We start from the raw sequence: 14,716 nt of genomic DNA on the forward strand, positions 1-14,716 counted from the left end.
CGTTAAACAAGGTTAACGGGATAGGCGAGGATCGGAAAGGGTTTCGCTTGCGGCTAGAACCCCGGCGCCACGATCGCCCGGGCCGCCTGCTCGTCCTTGTGGATCTGCTCGATCATCAGCTCCAGGCTGTCGAACTTCAGTTCGGGGCGCAGGAAGGCGATCAGGTCGGTCTCGATGATCTGGCCGTACAGGTCCTCGTCGAAGTCGAACAGCCAGGTCTCCAGCCGCGTCTCGACGATGCCCGTCGTGGGGTTGTTGCCCAGGTTGGCCACGCCCGGAACCTCACGGCCGTCGGGCAGGCGGGTGCGCGTGGCGTAGACGCCTAGGCGCGGCACCACATAGTCCTCGACCTCGACATTGGCGGTCGGGAAGCCCAGCTGGCGGCCCAGCTGCTGGCCCCGGCGCACCACGCCCTCGATGGCGAAGGGGCGTCCGAGAATGCGGGCTGCCTGGTCGGGCTGGCCGTCGCGCAGGGCGTCGCGGACGCCGGTGGACGAGAACTTGTCGCCATCACGGCTGGCGACCGGCTCGGCCACCGAGACGGTGAAGCCATACTCGTCGCCATAGGCCTTCATCAGTTCGGCGCTGCCGCTGCGGCCTCGGCCGAACGAGATGTCGAAGCCGACGGCGACGTGTTTCACGCCCAGGCCCTCGACCAGGACCTTCTCGACGAACTCGCGGTCGCCGAAGCTGGCCATCTCGAAATCGAACGGCAGCAGGTACAGCAAATCAACGCCCAGACCGCCCAGGGCGCGGGCCTGCTGGCCGTGGGTCATCAGCTTGAAGGCCGGCTCGGTCGGGCGGAACAGGCGGCGCGGGTGCGGGTCGAAGGTGACCACGCCCAGCGGCGCATGCTGCGCCAGGGCGGCTTTCGCGGCCTGGGCGATCACCTGCTGGTGGCCGCGATGCACGCCGTCGAAATTGCCCAGGGCCACGGCGGCGCCGCGCTCTTCGGCGGGGAGGTTCTTCCAGGCGTTGATCGTCTTGAGGGGCATCAGGCGGCCTTGCGCGGAACCATGACGGTGGCCTCGCCGTCGACGACGGCCTTGCCATTGACCTTGCAGACGGTCGACAGCGTCACCTGGGCCTTGGCTTCGTTGATCTCGGTGACGGTGACGATCGCGGTGACCTCGTCGCCGATCTTCACGGGGCGGCGGAAGCGCAGGCCTTGGGTCAGATAGACCGCGCCGGGACCGGGCAGCTGCGTGCCCAGCACCGCCGAGATGTAGCCGGCCGACAGCATGCCGTGGGCGATGCGCTGGCCAAAGCTGGTGGTGGCCGCATAGTCGGCGTCCAGGTGCACCGGATTGGTGTCGCCGGTCACTTCGGCGAAGGCGACGATGTCGGCCTCGCCGACGGTGCGGACCAGCTGGGCCGACTGGCCGACGCTGAGCTCTTCGAGAAACTTCCCCTGCATGACGCCCCTCTTACCAGACCAGGTCGCCGATGGCGTGGGTCGCGCCCACGGCCTCGGCGTCCAGCAGGGCGTGGACGGCGTCGGGGACCAGCTGGCCGTCGGGGCCGACGGCCTTTTCGCCGTGGATGCCCTTGGCGACGAACAGGCAGGCCAGCTGCTGGTCGTGAGCGCCCTTCACGTCGGTGATGACGCCGTCGCCGATGCACAGCACGCGGTCGCGATCGACGGGACGGCCCAGCAGATCGGCGGCCTTGGCCAGCGATAGGTCGTAAATCGCGCCGAACGGCTTGCCGGCCATCACGACCTTGCCGCCCAGGCTTTCATAGAGGTCCGCCAGGGCGCCGGCGCAGAAGATCAGGCGATCGCCGCGCTGCACGACGCGGTCGGGATTGGCGCAGATGAACAGCAGGCCCCGGTCGGCGGCGACCTGCAGGCGCGCGCGATAGTCCTCGGGGGCTTCCTTCTCGTCCTCATAGAGGCCGGTGCAAGAGATGAAGTCGGCGTCCTCGCAGCCGCCGTCCGTCAGGGCCATGCCCTCGTACAGCACCTCATCGCGCGCGGGGCCGATCTTCCAGACCTTGCCGGGCGCGCGGGCGCGCAACAGCGCCTGGGTGGCGTCGCCCGAGGTGACGAAACCGCTCCAGGCCGAGCGCGGCACGCCCAGGCTGTCCAGCTGCGCCACCACGTCGGCCGACGGGCGCGGCGAGTTGGAGATCAACACCACCGGCCCCTTGGTCTCGCCCCACTTCGTCAGCGCGTCGCAAGCCTCGGGGAAGCTGGCGACCCCGTTGTGGATGACGCCCCAGACGTCGCACAGCACGACGTCGTAGCGGTCGGAAAGGGCGGAAAGGCCGGCGGGGAAGTCCATCATGGCTTGGGCGGTAACGATCCAGGGGCGAGGCGTCAATGTCGCCAGGGTCTCAGCTATCCCCTGACGTCGCGTATTCAAGGGTCGTGAGGTCAAGCTTTCGGAGACCCGCGTTCCGTGACTATCCTGCGCGCATCAAGGGGAGGGGCCGATGACGATTCTGATCCTGGGTCTGGTGGTGTTCTTAGGCATCCATTCGGTGCGGATCCTGGCCGGACCGTTCCGCGACGCGCAGGTCGCCGCCAATCCCAAACGCTGGAAGGGGCTCTACACCCTGGTCTCGTTCGTGGGGTTGGGGCTGATCATCTGGGGCTGGATCCTGGCCCGGCCGGCCGCGCCGCAGCTCTACGACCCGCCGACCTGGGGCCGCCACGCGACGCTGGCGCTGGTCTGGGTCGCCTTCGTGCTGCTGCCGACCGCCAATGCGCCGACCGGGCGGATCAAGGCGACGGTGCGCCATCCGATGCTGCTGGGGGTGATCTTCTGGTCGGCCGGGCATTTGCTGGCCAACGGGGACCAGGCGTCGGTGACGCTGTTCGGGGCGTTTTTGGTGTGGGCGATTTTGGACCTGATCTCGGCGCTGCGGCGCGGGGAGCCGGCGCCGGTGGTGGTGAAGCCGCGGGCGGATGTGATCGCGGTGTTCGCGGGGACGCTGCTGTGGGCGGTGTTCGTGCTGGTCCTGCACCGGCTGCTGTTCGGGGTTTCGCCGCTGGGGTGATCGAGATGCTCCCCCGCGATGCGGGGGAGCTGTCGCGGAGCGACTGAGGGGGCTAGCTGGATCGAGGCCGAGCTGGCCCCCTCCGGCCCTCTGGGCCACCTCCCCCGCATCGCGGGGGAGGATCTACGTCGCGTCGTGGAAGATGACGCCCAGGGTCCGCCGCCGCCCGCTCCGCACCTCGCTCACCCCGTGCCGCAGCACCCGCCGGTGCACGCCCCGCACCCCCTCCGCCGGCCGCTCGCGCACCGCGAAGATCACCCCTTCGCCCTGCCGCAACGGCACGACCTGCGGCGCACTCTGCTGTCTCGGCCGCTGCTCGACGATCACGAACTCGCCGCCATCGAAATCCCGCCCCGGCTCGTCCAGCAGGAACGCCGCCTGTAGGGGAAAGACGTGCTCGCCGTACAGATCCTGGTGCAGGCAGTTGTAGTCGCCCGCGCCGTAGGTCAGCAGCAACGGCGTCGGCCGCACCTGGCCCGCCTCGCGGCAGCGCGCAAGCATGTCGTCCAGCGCTTCCGGGAACCGCCGCTCCTCGCCCAGCCGCTCGGCCCAGGCATTGGCGATGCCTGACAAAGGCCCATAGAGCCCCTGCCGGAGCCGTTGCACGACCTCCGGCAGGGGATAGCTGAAGTACTTGTACTCACCGCGCCCGAAGCCGTGACGGGCCATGACCACCCGGCTGCGGAAGCCTTCATCCCGCGGATAGAGATCGGCGATGGCCGCGCAGGTCTCGGGCTTCAGCATCGGGCCGGTCAACGCCCAGCCGCGCGCGTCCAGCTCGGCGGCGATACGGGTCCAGTCCAGTGTCACGCCGCCTCCCGCGCCAGCAGGGCCCGCTTGCGCTCGACGCCCCAGCGGTAGCCGGACAGGCCGCCGTCGGCGCGGACCACGCGGTGGCAGGGCGTGATCACCGCCAGCGGATTGGCCCCGCAGGCCTGGGCCACGGCGCGGAAGGCGCTGGGCCGGCCGATGGCCTTGGCGATGTCGGCATAGGACGCGGTCTGGCCAGCCGAGATCTGGCGCAGGGCGGCCCAGACGGCCTTCTGCAGCTCGGTGCCCTGGTCGTCGATCGGCAGGCTGAGCGTGTGGTCGGGATGGTCGACCAGGTCCGCCACCGCCTTCAGGTCGGCGGCCAAGCCCTCCGCGTCCGGTACGATCCGCGCATGCTTGAAGCGCTTCTCCAGGTCCGCCTGCAACGCCGCCGCATCGTCGCCCAGGGTCACCAGCCGCAGGCCGGCTTCGGAGCGGGCCACGAGCGCCAGGCCCAGGCTGGTCTCGCCGACCGCCCAGCGCAGGGTCTCGCGGTTCAGGTCGGGCTTGCAGCGCAGGCAGGCGCGCAGGCCGGCGGCGCGCGCGTCTTCGCGGGTGGCGTAGAAGCTGACGTTCTTGCGCAGCGGACGGCCGCCGCAGCTGGCGACGCAATAGATCCCGGTGGTGTGCACGCCGATATAGAAGGCGCCTTCCGCCGCGCGATCCTTGGCGCGCATGGCGTCCCAGCGGGCGTCGTCGTTCTGGTAGGTCGTCATAGGTTGGTCTCCTTTCGTGCAGAGACCATGCGCCAGCTCGCGCCCAGGATCATTCCGATGCTTGCGGCCGCAGACCCAAAGCTGTCAGCAGTGATGGCGGCTTGCGGCCCCCTGGCGCGGCGCCCTAGCCAGAGATGGCGCTTCGGGGGGAAGACATGCGTTCAGCTGTGTGTGGTTTGGCCTTGGCCTTGATGGCCTCGCCCGCTTTGGCCGGACCCGGCGCCCGAGTGACCCTGACGCCTAACGCCCAAGGGGTGACCGCCGAGGTGGTCCTGCCCGAGGCCGCTACCCGCTTCGCCTTCGAGGAAAATGCCGACGACGTCCGGCAGGACACCTGGCGTCCCACCGCCGACATGGTGCTGAAGGACGGCGTGCTGAGCCGTCGCGACGGCAAGGCTTTCTCCAGCTTCACGATCCAGCTGACCCCCGACACCGCGCCGCGCGACCGGCGCTACCCGGCCCTGACGCGGGTGGGCGAGGGCTGGCAGGTCTACGGTCCTTATTTCACCGGTCAGACGACGCCCGCGCCCACGGCGACGGTGGTCACCGGGAAGGGTTGGCAGGCCCTGCCCAAGGCCAAGACCGGTAAGGTCTCGATAGCCGGCTATGTCTATGTCGGCCCGTCCAGCCAGGTCAGCGACGGCGCGGCGACCTTCGTCGCGGCGCCGAACGTCAGTCCGGACTTGCGCGCCCAGATCGCCAAGGCCGGCCAGGGGACGGCGGCCTACTACCAGCGCCGCCTGGGCGTGGGCCTGCCCGCCAAGCCCGTGCTGATCGCCACGCGCGTGCCCGAATTCGCCGGTGGCGGCTGGCAGGGCGACACGGTCGACGGCCCGATGATGTCGCTGCGCTTCTTCGGTCCCGCCACGCCGGGCTCGGAAGAGGCGGCGGCGGTGTCGGGCTTCGTCGCGCACGAGACCTTCCACTTCTGGAACAGCCGGTTCCTGGCCTCGGGCGACGCCGAGAGCGCGCCGTGGCTGCACGAGGGCGCGGCCGAATATGCGTCGCTGCTGGCCACGCGCGAACTGGGGACCCGCGGCGAGGCGGCGGTGGGCCAGGCCCTGGCCGAACGCCTGACGGCCTGCGCCGCAGCGCTGGGCGACAAGGACCTGGCCGAGCACGGGCCGCGCCGCAACAAGGCCGTCTATGACTGCGGCGTCGTGGTCCAGTGGACGGCGGACCTCAAGCTGCGCGCCGCCTCGGGTGGCAAGCGCGACGTGCTGGACGCCTGGCGCGAGGTCTTCGGCCACGCCGGGACGGGCAACCATCACTATGGGGTCAAGGACTTCATGGCGTCGGCGGGACTGAGCGAGGCGGACGAAGATCCGCTGCGCCTGCTAATGCAGCCGGGACAAGGCGATCGCTGGAGCCGCGTTACGGTGGCCTTGAACGGTCTGGGCGCGACGGTGACGCCAGCGCGTTCGGCTGTCGCCGATCGTGGCGCGCTGATGTTCGCTTTGCTGGGGCCGCTGTGTAAGGGCGAGTATGGCTTCTTCGGCGGCCAGGGCGACCACATCACGCTGGACACCGGCGACCGCTGCGGACCGGCCAACGGCAATCCGAAGGTCGACCAGGTGGCCGGCCACGACATCATCAAGGACGCCTCGGCCGCGTTCGATGCGGTGACCGCGTTGTGCGCCTCGGACACGGGCAAGGTGCCGCTGGGCTATCAGGGCCAGGTCGTCGCGACCCTGCCGTGCCGCAAGCTGCCGTCGGCTCCGAAGGCCTGGACAGTCACGAAATGGCGGTAAAGCTTACCAACCCACCGCGCGGCGGCGCAGAGCCCCGCGCATGAAGTCCTGCGGCGGTTCGGCCTCGGCCAGGACGGCGTCGCGGATGGCGCGGGGTTCGCCGAACAGGTGGCCTTGGCCATAGCCGATGTCGAGATCCAGGATGTCGACGATCTGCTTCTCGGCCTCGACCTTCTCGACGATGACCTCGATGCCGTAACGACGGGTCAGGGCGGCGAAGTCGCTGGCGTTCAGGTCAGGCAGCGAGGCGATGACCAGCTTGCCGTCCTGCTCTTCCAGCTGGTCCAGCATCATCTGGGCGCCGACCTTCAGGTACTTCACGTCGGCGCGGGCCAGGTCCTGGAAATCCAGGTCCAGGTCGTTGACCTTGTCCAGGCTGAAGCTGAAGCCCAGGCTGGCCAGGCGAGCCATGTGGCGGGCCTCGACCGGACCGCGGCGCTCGAACGCCGCCTGACCCAGCTCGAAGATCACCGCGCCGGCCAGGTCCTTGTTGCCCTGCATGAATTCCAGGAACTGCGGGAAGAAGCTCTCGTCGCCCAGGCTGGCCAGCGAGATGTTGCAGAAGATGCCGATCTTGCGGTCCTGCTTGGCCAGGCGGCGCACGATCTGCACGCAGCGGAACAGCAGCAGGTTGTCGATGGCCGTCATCAGGCCTTCGGGCTCGGCCACGGCCAGATACTCGGCCGGCATCATCACGCGGCCGGTCTCGTCGCGCAGGCGCGAGAAGCTTTCGTAGAAGACGGTCCGGCGCTGGGGCAGGCTGACGATCGGCTGCAGGTAGAGGTCGACGCGGTTCTCGGCCAAGGCGTCCTGCACGACCTGCAGCATGTGGCTGGCCTGCGGCGCGCGCTCGCGGCCCATGCTGCCCTGGCTGCGGGCCGAGGCGGCGGCGACCTGGTGGCTGAGCTGCTGCTCCATCCGGTCGCTCATCTGGGAAATCATGTCTTCCAGCTGGTGGACCTCGGTCGACAGCTCCTCGGTGCGGCGCTGGGCGTCGGCGGCGACGGTCTCGACCAGGTCGGAGACGCGGGCGTCGACCTTCTCGATCTGGTCCAGGAGGATGGCGTGGGCTTCGCGCACGGTGTCGATGTCGCCACGCAGGGCGGCGGCCAGGAAGGTCTGGCCCAGCAGGCCGTGGAAGGCGAAGCACAGGCCCAGCGTGCCGATGAAGGCCGAAACGCCGACAGCCGGCGTCGCACCCATCCTCCAGAGGAAGAGGGAGACGATCAGAGCCAGACAAAGATAGGCCCCCGTCAGGAGCCCCAGCATCAGCCTACGCATAATTCGCCCATACGAATCGGAACACGTAATCAGACCGAGCGGCGTTCGAAGAGTCGAATCTATTAACGACCCTGCGCCATTCGGTCCCAACAGCCCTTAAGGCATCAGCATACCCCAAAACGACGGGAACGCTGAATCGACATTGCTCTCTTCGACTGATAATCGTTCGCAATCTAATCGGAGCCATTATGTCCGAAGCGTACGCGTTGTCCTCTGAATTCAACCCGGCCGAGAGCGATCCCGGCGGTCTGCGTCCGCTGGCCTCGGCCCGGCGCGGCGACCGTGGCGTGATCGCCCGCGTGACCGGCGTCTCGGGCGCGGCCGAGGCCGTCGCCGCCGAGGAGCTGGAGCGTCGCCTGCTGGAGATGGGTTTCGTGGAGGGCGCGACGATCGAGGTGCTGCACGAGGGCCTGTTCGGCCGCGACCCGATCGCCGTGCGCGTGGACGACACCCGGGTGGCTTTGCGTCGCCGCGAGGCCGGCGCGGTCTCCGTGAAATTCGACGGACGTTAAGACCTTGGCGCTCGATACCGCTGTCGACGTTTCCGACACCCCCGCTCAGAACACCACCACTCGGATCGCCCTGGTCGGCAATCCCAACTCCGGCAAGACCGCGCTGTTCAACGCCCTGACCGGCAGCCGCCAGAAGGTCGCCAACTATGCCGGCGTCACGGTCGAGCGGAAGGAAGGCTCGCTGACCACGGCTTCTGGCCGCGCGCTGCGCGTGCTGGACCTGCCCGGCACCTATTCCTTGCGCGCCCGCAGCCCGGACGAGGTCGTCACCCGCGACGCGGTGCTGGGCAAGCTGGAAGGCGAGACCGCGCCCGCCTGCCTGGTCTGCGTGGCCGACGCCACCAACCTGCGCATGGTGCTGCGCCTGGTTCTCGAACTGAAGCAGGTGGGCCGCCCGTTCGTGCTGGCGCTCAACATGTTCGACATCGCCCAGCGCCAGGGCCTGCGCATCGACCTGGAGCAGCTGTCCAAGGAGATCGGCGCGCCGATCGTCACCACGGTGGCGACCCGCAAGCGCGGCCTGCCCGAGCTGCTGGAAAAGGTCGAGGCCATCGTCGACGCTCGCGCCGTCGAGGCCGAGAACGTCTGGCACGAGCCGACCGCCGGCGAGATCCGCTCGGCCCACGCCGAGGCCCAACGCATCTTCAAGGCCTGCGTGAAGCCGCCCGAGCGGCCCGACACGGTCACCGGCAAGGTCGACGACGTGCTGCTGCACCCGATCGCCGGCCTGGCCATCCTGTTCACCTTGCTGTTCGTGATGTTCCAGGCGGTGTTCACCTGGGCCACGGTGCCGGCCGACGCCATCGACGGCGCCTTCGCCAGCCTGGCCGGCTGGGTGGGCGAGACCTTGCCGCACGGCCTGCTGGCCAGCTTCATCGCCGACGGCCTGATCGCCGGCGTCGGCAGCGTGCTGGTGTTCCTGCCGCAGATCCTGATCCTGTTCTTCTTCATCCTGCTCTTGGAAGACAGCGGCTACATGGCCCGCGCGGCCTTCCTGATGGACAAGATCATGGGCGGCGCCGGCCTGCACGGGCGGGCGTTCATCCCGCTGCTCAGCAGCTTCGCCTGCGCCATCCCCGGGATCATGTCGACGCGGGTGATCGACAACAAGCACGACCGCCTGACCACCATCCTGGTCGCCCCGCTGATGACCTGCTCGGCGCGGATCCCGGTCTACACCCTGATCATCAGCGCCTTCATCCCGAACCAGACCGTCTGGGGCTTCCTGTCGCTGCAGGGCCTGGTGATGTTCGGCCTCTATGCCGGCGGTATCGTCAGCGCGCTGGCCGTGTCGTTCGTCATCCGCAGCGTGTTCTGGCGCGGCGCGGTCGAGCCCTTCATGATGGAGCTGCCGACCTATCGCTGGCCCGAGCCGCGCAACGTCCTGCTGAACCTGTGGACCCGCGCCCAGATCTTCCTGAACCGCGCCGGCCGCATCATCCTGCCGCTGATGGTGCTGGTCTGGGTGCTGTCGACCTTCCCCTATCCGCCGGAAGGCGCGACGGGGCCGGCCATCGACTACAGCTTCGCCGGCCGGATCGGCCACCTGATCGCGCCGGTCATGGCCCCGATCGGCTTCAACTGGCAGATGACGATCGCCCTGATCCCGGGCTTCGCGGCCCGTGAGGTCGCGGTGGCGGCGCTGGGCACGGTCTATGCGGTCGGCGGCGACGACGACGCCGGGACCAAGCTGGGCGTGCTGCTGGCCGGCAAGTGGTCGCTGGCGACGGCCCTGTCGTTCCTGTCCTGGTACATCTTCGCGCCCCAGTGCGCGGCGACCCTGGGCGTGGTCAAGCGCGAGACCAACGGCTGGACCTGGCCGACCGTGATGTTCCTGTACATGACCGGTCTGGCCTACCTGGCCTCGTTCGCGACCTATCACATCGCGGTGGCGATGGGGGCGGGGTAAGGGCCTTCGAGCTCCAAAGAAAAAGCCCGCTCCGGGAGACCGGAGCGGGCTTTGTCGTATCGGATGCGGAAGACGCCGTTACCGCGTCGGGACCGGAACCTCGCCGCGATAGTCGTAGAAGCCGCGGCCGGTCTTCTTGCCCAGCCAGCCGGCCTCGACATACTTCACCAGCAGCGGACAGGGGCGGTACTTGCTGTCGGCCAGGCCTTCGTAGAGCACGTTCATGATGCTCAGCACGGTGTCCAGGCCGATGAAGTCACCCAGCTCCAGCGGGCCCATCGGATGGTTGGCGCCCAGCTTCATCGCCGTGTCGATGGCGTCGACCGTGCCGACCCCTTCGTACAGCGTGTAGATCGCCTCGTTGATCATCGGCACCAGCACGCGGTTGACGATGAAGGCGGGGAAGTCTTCGGCGTTGGACGTGATCTTGCCCAGCGACTGGGCGAAGGACACGGCGCGCTCGTAGGTCGGGACGTCCGTGGCGATGCCGCGGATGATCTCCACCAGCTTCATGAGCGGCACGGGGTTCATGAAGTGCAGGCCGATGAAGCGCTCGGGGCGGTCCGTGGCCGAGGCCAGGCGCGTGATCGAGATCGACGAGGTGTTCGAGGCCAGGATCGTGGTCGGCGTCAGGTGCGGCTGCAGGCTGCGGAAGATCGACTTCTTGATCTCCTCGTTCTCGGTCGCCGCCTCGATGGCCAGGTCCGTGGCGCCGATCGCCTCCAGGCCTTCGGCCGGCTTGATGCGGGCCAGGGCCGTCTTCATCGCGTCATCGTCGATGATGCCGCGACCGACCTGGCGGGCCAGGTTCTTCTCGATCAAGGCCAGGCCGGCGTCGATCCGCTCGCGCGAGACGTCATGAAGCCACACGTCGTAGCCGCCCAGGGCGACGACATGCGCGATGCCCGACCCCATCTGGCCGGCGCCGATAATGCCGACCGATTTGATTTCACTCATAAAAGCCAAGCCTTCGCTTGAATTCGCGTCGACTGACGCGACCGGATCCTCGGATATGCCGACTTTTCTAGCACGAGAAACACTGCTCTCGTCCAGAATTTGCTGCGATGCAGCGAGAGCGCGGCCGCAAAGCCTTGCCGGGCCTAGGCTTCGGGGGCAGGCGGGTAGGGGTGAGCGGTCCCATTCGGATCCTCGACCGATCCGCCCTCCACATAGCTCGGACCGACCGGCACCTTGCCGTGGCCGCCGGGGATATCCAGCACATAGGTCGGCTGGGCCAGGCCCGAGACCGTGCCGCGCAGGGCCTTCATGATCGCCTGGCCCTCGGCGATCGTGGTGCGCAGGTGGGCGGTGCCGGGCGCGTAGTCGTGGTGGTGCAGGTAGTAGGGCCGGATCCGGGTCTCGACGAAGGCCCGCATCAGGTCGGCCAGCACCGCCGGGTCGTCGTTGACGCCCTTCAGCAGCACGGTCTGGCTCAGCATCGGGATCCCGGCGTCGATGATCCGGGCGCAGGCGGCGCGGGCGGCCGGGGTCAGTTCGCGGACATGGTTGGCGTGCAGGGCGACATAGACGGTCTTGGTGGTGCGCTTCAGGGCCGCGACCAACTCGTCGGTCACGGCGCTCGGATCCACCGCCGGCACGCGGGTGTGGAAGCGGACGATCTTGACGTGCGGGATGGCTTCCAGCCGGTCCATCAGCTCGGCCAGGCGCCGGGGCGACAGCACGAACGGGTCGCCGCCGGTGACGATGACCTCCCAGATCTGAGGGCGGCCGGCGATATAGGCGAAGGCCGCGTCCAGCTGGGCCGGGGTCAGGTTCGACAGCCCCTCGGGTCCGACCATTTCGCGGCGGAAGCAGAACCGGCAATAGACCGCGCAGGTATGGGTCGGCTTCAGCAGCACCCGGTCGGGGTAGCGGTGCACGATTCCATCCACAGGGCTGTGGATATCATCGCCGATCGGGTCGCCGTCCTCGCCGGGGCTGGCGATCAGCTCTTCCGACGAAGGGATGAACTGCCGGGCGATCGGGTCATCGTCGTTCGTGGGATCGATCAGCTCGGCCATCGCCGGGGTGATCGCCACCGCGTAGCGCGCCGCCACCGCCTCCAGCGCCGGCAGGCGCTCGGGCGGGACCAGTCCAGCCTCGGCCAGGGACCGGGCGTCGCGCAGGGTCTTTGCGGTGGGAGCCATGAGGCGCGGGGATATGCGGGATTTCAGGCCCGGAGGCAAATCAGCCCGGATCTCGCGCCAGCGGGATGATCACCGTGAAGGTGCTGCCCTTGTTCAGTCCGGCGCTGGCCACGTCGATGGTCCCGCCGTGCAGGGCGACCAGCTGCTTGCACAAGGCCAGGCCGATGCCGAGGCCGCCCTGCGACTTCGACAGGTGATCCTCCACCTGGGCGAAGATCTCGAAGATGCCCGCCTGCAGCTCGGCCGGGATGCCGACGCCGGTGTCGGACACCCGGATCTCGGCCACCCCGTCGCGGCGATGGGCCGACAGGGTCACCGTGCCGCCGGGCGAGGTGTATTTGGCGGCGTTGTTGAGCAGGTTGCCGATCACCTGGGCCAGGCGGGTGTGGTCGGCGTCCAGCCAGATCGGGCCGGTGGCGATGTCGGTGATCAGCGTGTGGCCGGCCTGGTCCATGTGGTGCTGGCTAGCCTCGATGGCCGAGGTCAGGATCTCGCCCAGCTCGACCCGCGCCTTCTTTAGCGTGATCTTACCCTCGTTGACCCGCGAGACGTCCAAGAGGTCGTCGACCAGGTGCGAGAGGTGCGACAGCATCCGGTCCATGCGGGCGCGGATGTCGGTCGAGCGCTCGACCGGGATGTCCTTGCCCAAGAGGTGCAGGCCGCCGGCCAGGGCGGCGATCGGGTTGCGCAGTTCGTGGGCCAGCACGGCCAGGAAACTGTCCTTGTGGCGGTCGGCGCGGCGCAGGGCCTGGGCGGCGGCCTCCAGCTCGTCGCGCTGGCGCTCCAGCTGCTGGCGCTGGCGATAGAGGTCGAAAAAGACGTTGGCCTTGCTGCGCAGGACGTCCGGCTCGATCGGCTTGTTGATGAAGTCGACGGCCCCGGCCTCATAGCCCCGGAAGCGGCGCTGGGCGTCGGCGGCGGTGCCGGCGGTCAGGAAGATGATCGGCACATGGCGGGTGCGCATGGCCCCGCGCATGAACTCGGCCAGCTCGAAGCCGTCCATGCCGGGCATCTGCACGTCCAGCAGGGCCAGGGCGACGTCGTGGCGCAGGAGCAGCTCCAGCGCTTCCTCGCCCGAGCGGGCCTTCAGCAGGACGAGGTCCTCGCGGCGCAGCAGCGCCTCCAGCGAGACCAGGTTCTCGGCCAGGTCGTCGACCAGCAGGAAATGGACAGGCCGCAAAGCGCTCATCGCTTATTCCCCAAACTCCGCAAATAGACGCCGATCTCTTCCAGCGTCATCACCCGCGCCTCAGGCCAGGCGGCCAGGGCCGCTTCCGGCATCGCCGAGGCCGCCGCGCTGGCGGGATCCTCGACCACGACCACGCCGCCGGCCTGGCCTATGGCTTTCAGGCCGTCGGCGCCATCCTGATTGGCGCCAGTCAGGATGATCCCGACCAGCCCCTCGCCAAATGCGTCGGCGGCGCTCTCGAACAGAACGTCGATCGAGGGCCGCGAGTGCAGGACGGGCTCGTCGGTCGACAGGGCCAAGAGCTCCGGCGTCTCGACCAGCAGGTGATAGTCCGGCGGCGCGAAATAGATCACGCCCGGCTGAAGCGGCTCCTTGTCTTCGGCCTCGCGCACGGTCATGGCGCAGCGGGTCTGGAAGAGCTCGGTCAGGGCGTTGCGGCGGTCGGGCGGCACGTGCACGACCACCATCACCGGCAGCGGATAGTCGGCCGGCAGCGGCGGCAGGATCGCCGACAGCGCCTGCACGGCGCCGGCCGAGGTCCCGATCACGACAGCTTGGATGGGGGAAGCGGTCATGGCTCGCGCTTCTGGTAGATTTTCTCGTCGCGCTCGAACTCGGCGAAGGCGCCGGTATGGGCCGAGAAGCGCAGGCTCTCCTTGGCCCCGAGGCCCAGGAACCCCTTGCGGGCCAGCGAGTCGCGGAACAGGCCGATGGCCCGGTCCTGCAGATCGCGATCGAAATAGATCAGCACGTTGCGGCACGAGATCAGGTGCATCTCGCCGAACACCGCGTCGGTGACCAGGCTGTGGTCGGAGAACACCACCCGCTCGCGCAGGGTCTTGTCGAACACCGCCCCGCCATAGCCGGTGGTGTAGTAGTTCGACAGCGAGGACTTGCCGCCCGAGCGGCGGTGGTTCTCGGTGAACAGCTTCAGGCGATCGATCGGATAGATGCCGCGCGCGGCGGCCTGCAGGGCGTCCGGGTTGATGTCGGTGGCGTAGAACAGGGTCCGGTCTTCCAGCCCCTCCTCGCGGAACAGGATGGCCAGGGAGTACAGCTCCTCGCCCTCGCTGCAGCCGGCCACCCAGACCTTCAGCGACGGATAGGTCTTCAGGTGCGGCAGCACCGTCTCGCGCAGCGCCTTGAAGTAGCTGGGGTCGCGGAACATCTCGCTGACCTGCACGGTCAGATAGCCCAGGAGCTGCTCCAGCATCTCCGGATCGTGCAGCAGGGCGTCCTGCATGGCCGAGTAGCTGGCATAGCCCAGCTGCTCGCGGGCCTGCTTCAGGCGCCGCTTGACCGACGCCTTGGCGTAGCGCCGGAAGTCGTAGTGGTAGCGCTGGTACAGCGCCTCCAGCAGCAGCCTGATCTCGATGTCCTCGACGTCGTCACGCATGG

General features: G+C 68.6%; 15 protein-coding genes. 4 read left to right on the forward strand and 11 right to left on the reverse strand.

Translation table 11 applies throughout. The annotated features are described in order from the left end of the window. Positions 1–53: 53 nt before the first annotated feature. Genes AC07NF_RS09920 through AC07NF_RS09930 form a run of 3 tightly spaced genes read right to left on the reverse strand, consistent with a single transcriptional unit; the run spans position 54 to position 2,288 of the window. Positions 54–995 (reverse strand): bifunctional riboflavin kinase/FAD synthetase, encoded by a 942-nt coding sequence (locus AC07NF_RS09920; protein ID WP_494631952.1) that lies wholly within the window; start codon positions 993–995, stop codon positions 54–56. Further along, a complete protein-coding gene (locus AC07NF_RS09925; RefSeq protein WP_494631951.1) occupies positions 995–1,417 on the reverse strand; it encodes a MaoC family dehydratase in 423 nt (140 codons plus the stop codon). Before AC07NF_RS09925 ends, AC07NF_RS09920 begins: the two co-directional genes overlap by 1 nt. A gap of 10 nt (positions 1,418–1,427) precedes the next feature. Continuing rightward, positions 1,428–2,288, reverse strand: a complete 861-nt coding sequence (locus tag AC07NF_RS09930) for a TIGR01459 family HAD-type hydrolase (protein ID WP_494632145.1) — start codon at positions 2,286–2,288, stop codon at positions 1,428–1,430. 148 nt (positions 2,289–2,436) lie between these two features. Between AC07NF_RS09930 and AC07NF_RS09935 the strand changes: the two genes are divergently transcribed. Beyond that, on the forward strand, positions 2,437–3,003 hold the full coding sequence (locus AC07NF_RS09935; protein WP_494631950.1) for an NnrU family protein: 567 nt from the start codon (positions 2,437–2,439) through the stop codon (positions 3,001–3,003). Between the two features lie 123 nt (positions 3,004–3,126). On the opposite strand, the gene AC07NF_RS09940 is transcribed toward AC07NF_RS09935, so the two are convergent. Further along, positions 3,127–3,813, reverse strand: coding sequence for a 2OG-Fe(II) oxygenase (locus AC07NF_RS09940; protein ID WP_494631949.1), 687 nt, complete (start codon positions 3,811–3,813; stop codon positions 3,127–3,129). Beyond that, positions 3,810–4,529 (reverse strand): methylated-DNA--[protein]-cysteine S-methyltransferase, encoded by a 720-nt coding sequence (locus tag AC07NF_RS09945; protein ID WP_494631948.1) that lies wholly within the window; start codon positions 4,527–4,529, stop codon positions 3,810–3,812. The genes AC07NF_RS09940 and AC07NF_RS09945 overlap by 4 nt, the downstream gene beginning before the upstream one ends. A gap of 155 nt (positions 4,530–4,684) precedes the next feature. Between AC07NF_RS09945 and AC07NF_RS09950 the strand changes: the two genes are divergently transcribed. Continuing rightward, positions 4,685–6,280 carry a hypothetical protein gene (locus AC07NF_RS09950; protein WP_494631947.1) on the forward strand — a complete coding sequence of 532 codons (1,596 nt, stop codon included), beginning with the start codon at positions 4,685–4,687 and terminating at the stop codon, positions 6,278–6,280. A gap of 3 nt (positions 6,281–6,283) precedes the next feature. On the opposite strand, the gene tipF is transcribed toward AC07NF_RS09950, so the two are convergent. Further along, on the reverse strand, positions 6,284–7,561 hold the full coding sequence (gene tipF, locus AC07NF_RS09955; RefSeq protein ID WP_494631946.1) for a flagella assembly cyclic-di-GMP phosphodiesterase TipF: 1,278 nt from the start codon (positions 7,559–7,561) through the stop codon (positions 6,284–6,286). 188 nt (positions 7,562–7,749) lie between these two features. Between tipF and AC07NF_RS09960 the strand changes: the two genes are divergently transcribed. Continuing rightward, positions 7,750–8,073 (forward strand): FeoA family protein, encoded by a 324-nt coding sequence (locus tag AC07NF_RS09960; RefSeq protein ID WP_492814264.1) that lies wholly within the window; start codon positions 7,750–7,752, stop codon positions 8,071–8,073. Positions 8,074–8,077: 4 nt separating this feature from the next. Further along, on the forward strand, positions 8,078–9,982 hold the full coding sequence (feoB, locus tag AC07NF_RS09965; RefSeq protein ID WP_494631945.1) for a ferrous iron transporter B: 1,905 nt from the start codon (positions 8,078–8,080) through the stop codon (positions 9,980–9,982). A 78-nt stretch (positions 9,983–10,060) separates the two neighbouring features. Here the strand turns inward: feoB and AC07NF_RS09970 are convergent, their stop codons facing one another. The 5 genes from AC07NF_RS09970 to AC07NF_RS09990 form a co-directional block, all read right to left on the reverse strand. Continuing rightward, positions 10,061–10,939, reverse strand: a complete 879-nt coding sequence (locus AC07NF_RS09970; protein ID WP_494631944.1) for a 3-hydroxybutyryl-CoA dehydrogenase — start codon at positions 10,937–10,939, stop codon at positions 10,061–10,063. A 143-nt stretch (positions 10,940–11,082) separates the two neighbouring features. Beyond that, the gene (locus AC07NF_RS09975; RefSeq protein WP_494631943.1) at positions 11,083–12,129 is read right to left on the reverse strand and encodes a lysine-2,3-aminomutase-like protein; all 1,047 of its coding nucleotides are present in this window, start codon (positions 12,127–12,129) and stop codon (positions 11,083–11,085) included. Positions 12,130–12,169: 40 nt separating this feature from the next. Next, positions 12,170–13,318: a hybrid sensor histidine kinase/response regulator gene (locus AC07NF_RS09980; RefSeq protein ID WP_492814271.1), complete on the reverse strand. Its 1,149-nt coding sequence runs from the start codon at positions 13,316–13,318 to the stop codon at positions 12,170–12,172. Further along, positions 13,315–13,893, reverse strand: a complete 579-nt coding sequence (locus AC07NF_RS09985; RefSeq protein ID WP_494631942.1) for a chemotaxis protein CheB — start codon at positions 13,891–13,893, stop codon at positions 13,315–13,317. Before AC07NF_RS09985 ends, AC07NF_RS09980 begins: the two co-directional genes overlap by 4 nt. Next, entirely contained in the window at positions 13,890–14,714 is an 825-nt protein-coding gene (locus AC07NF_RS09990; protein WP_492814275.1) for a CheR family methyltransferase, read from the reverse strand. The genes AC07NF_RS09985 and AC07NF_RS09990 overlap by 4 nt, the downstream gene beginning before the upstream one ends. Between the last annotated feature and the right edge of the window lie 2 nt (positions 14,715–14,716).

Source organism: Caulobacter sp. GW821-FHT10A06 (assembly GCF_059415805.1).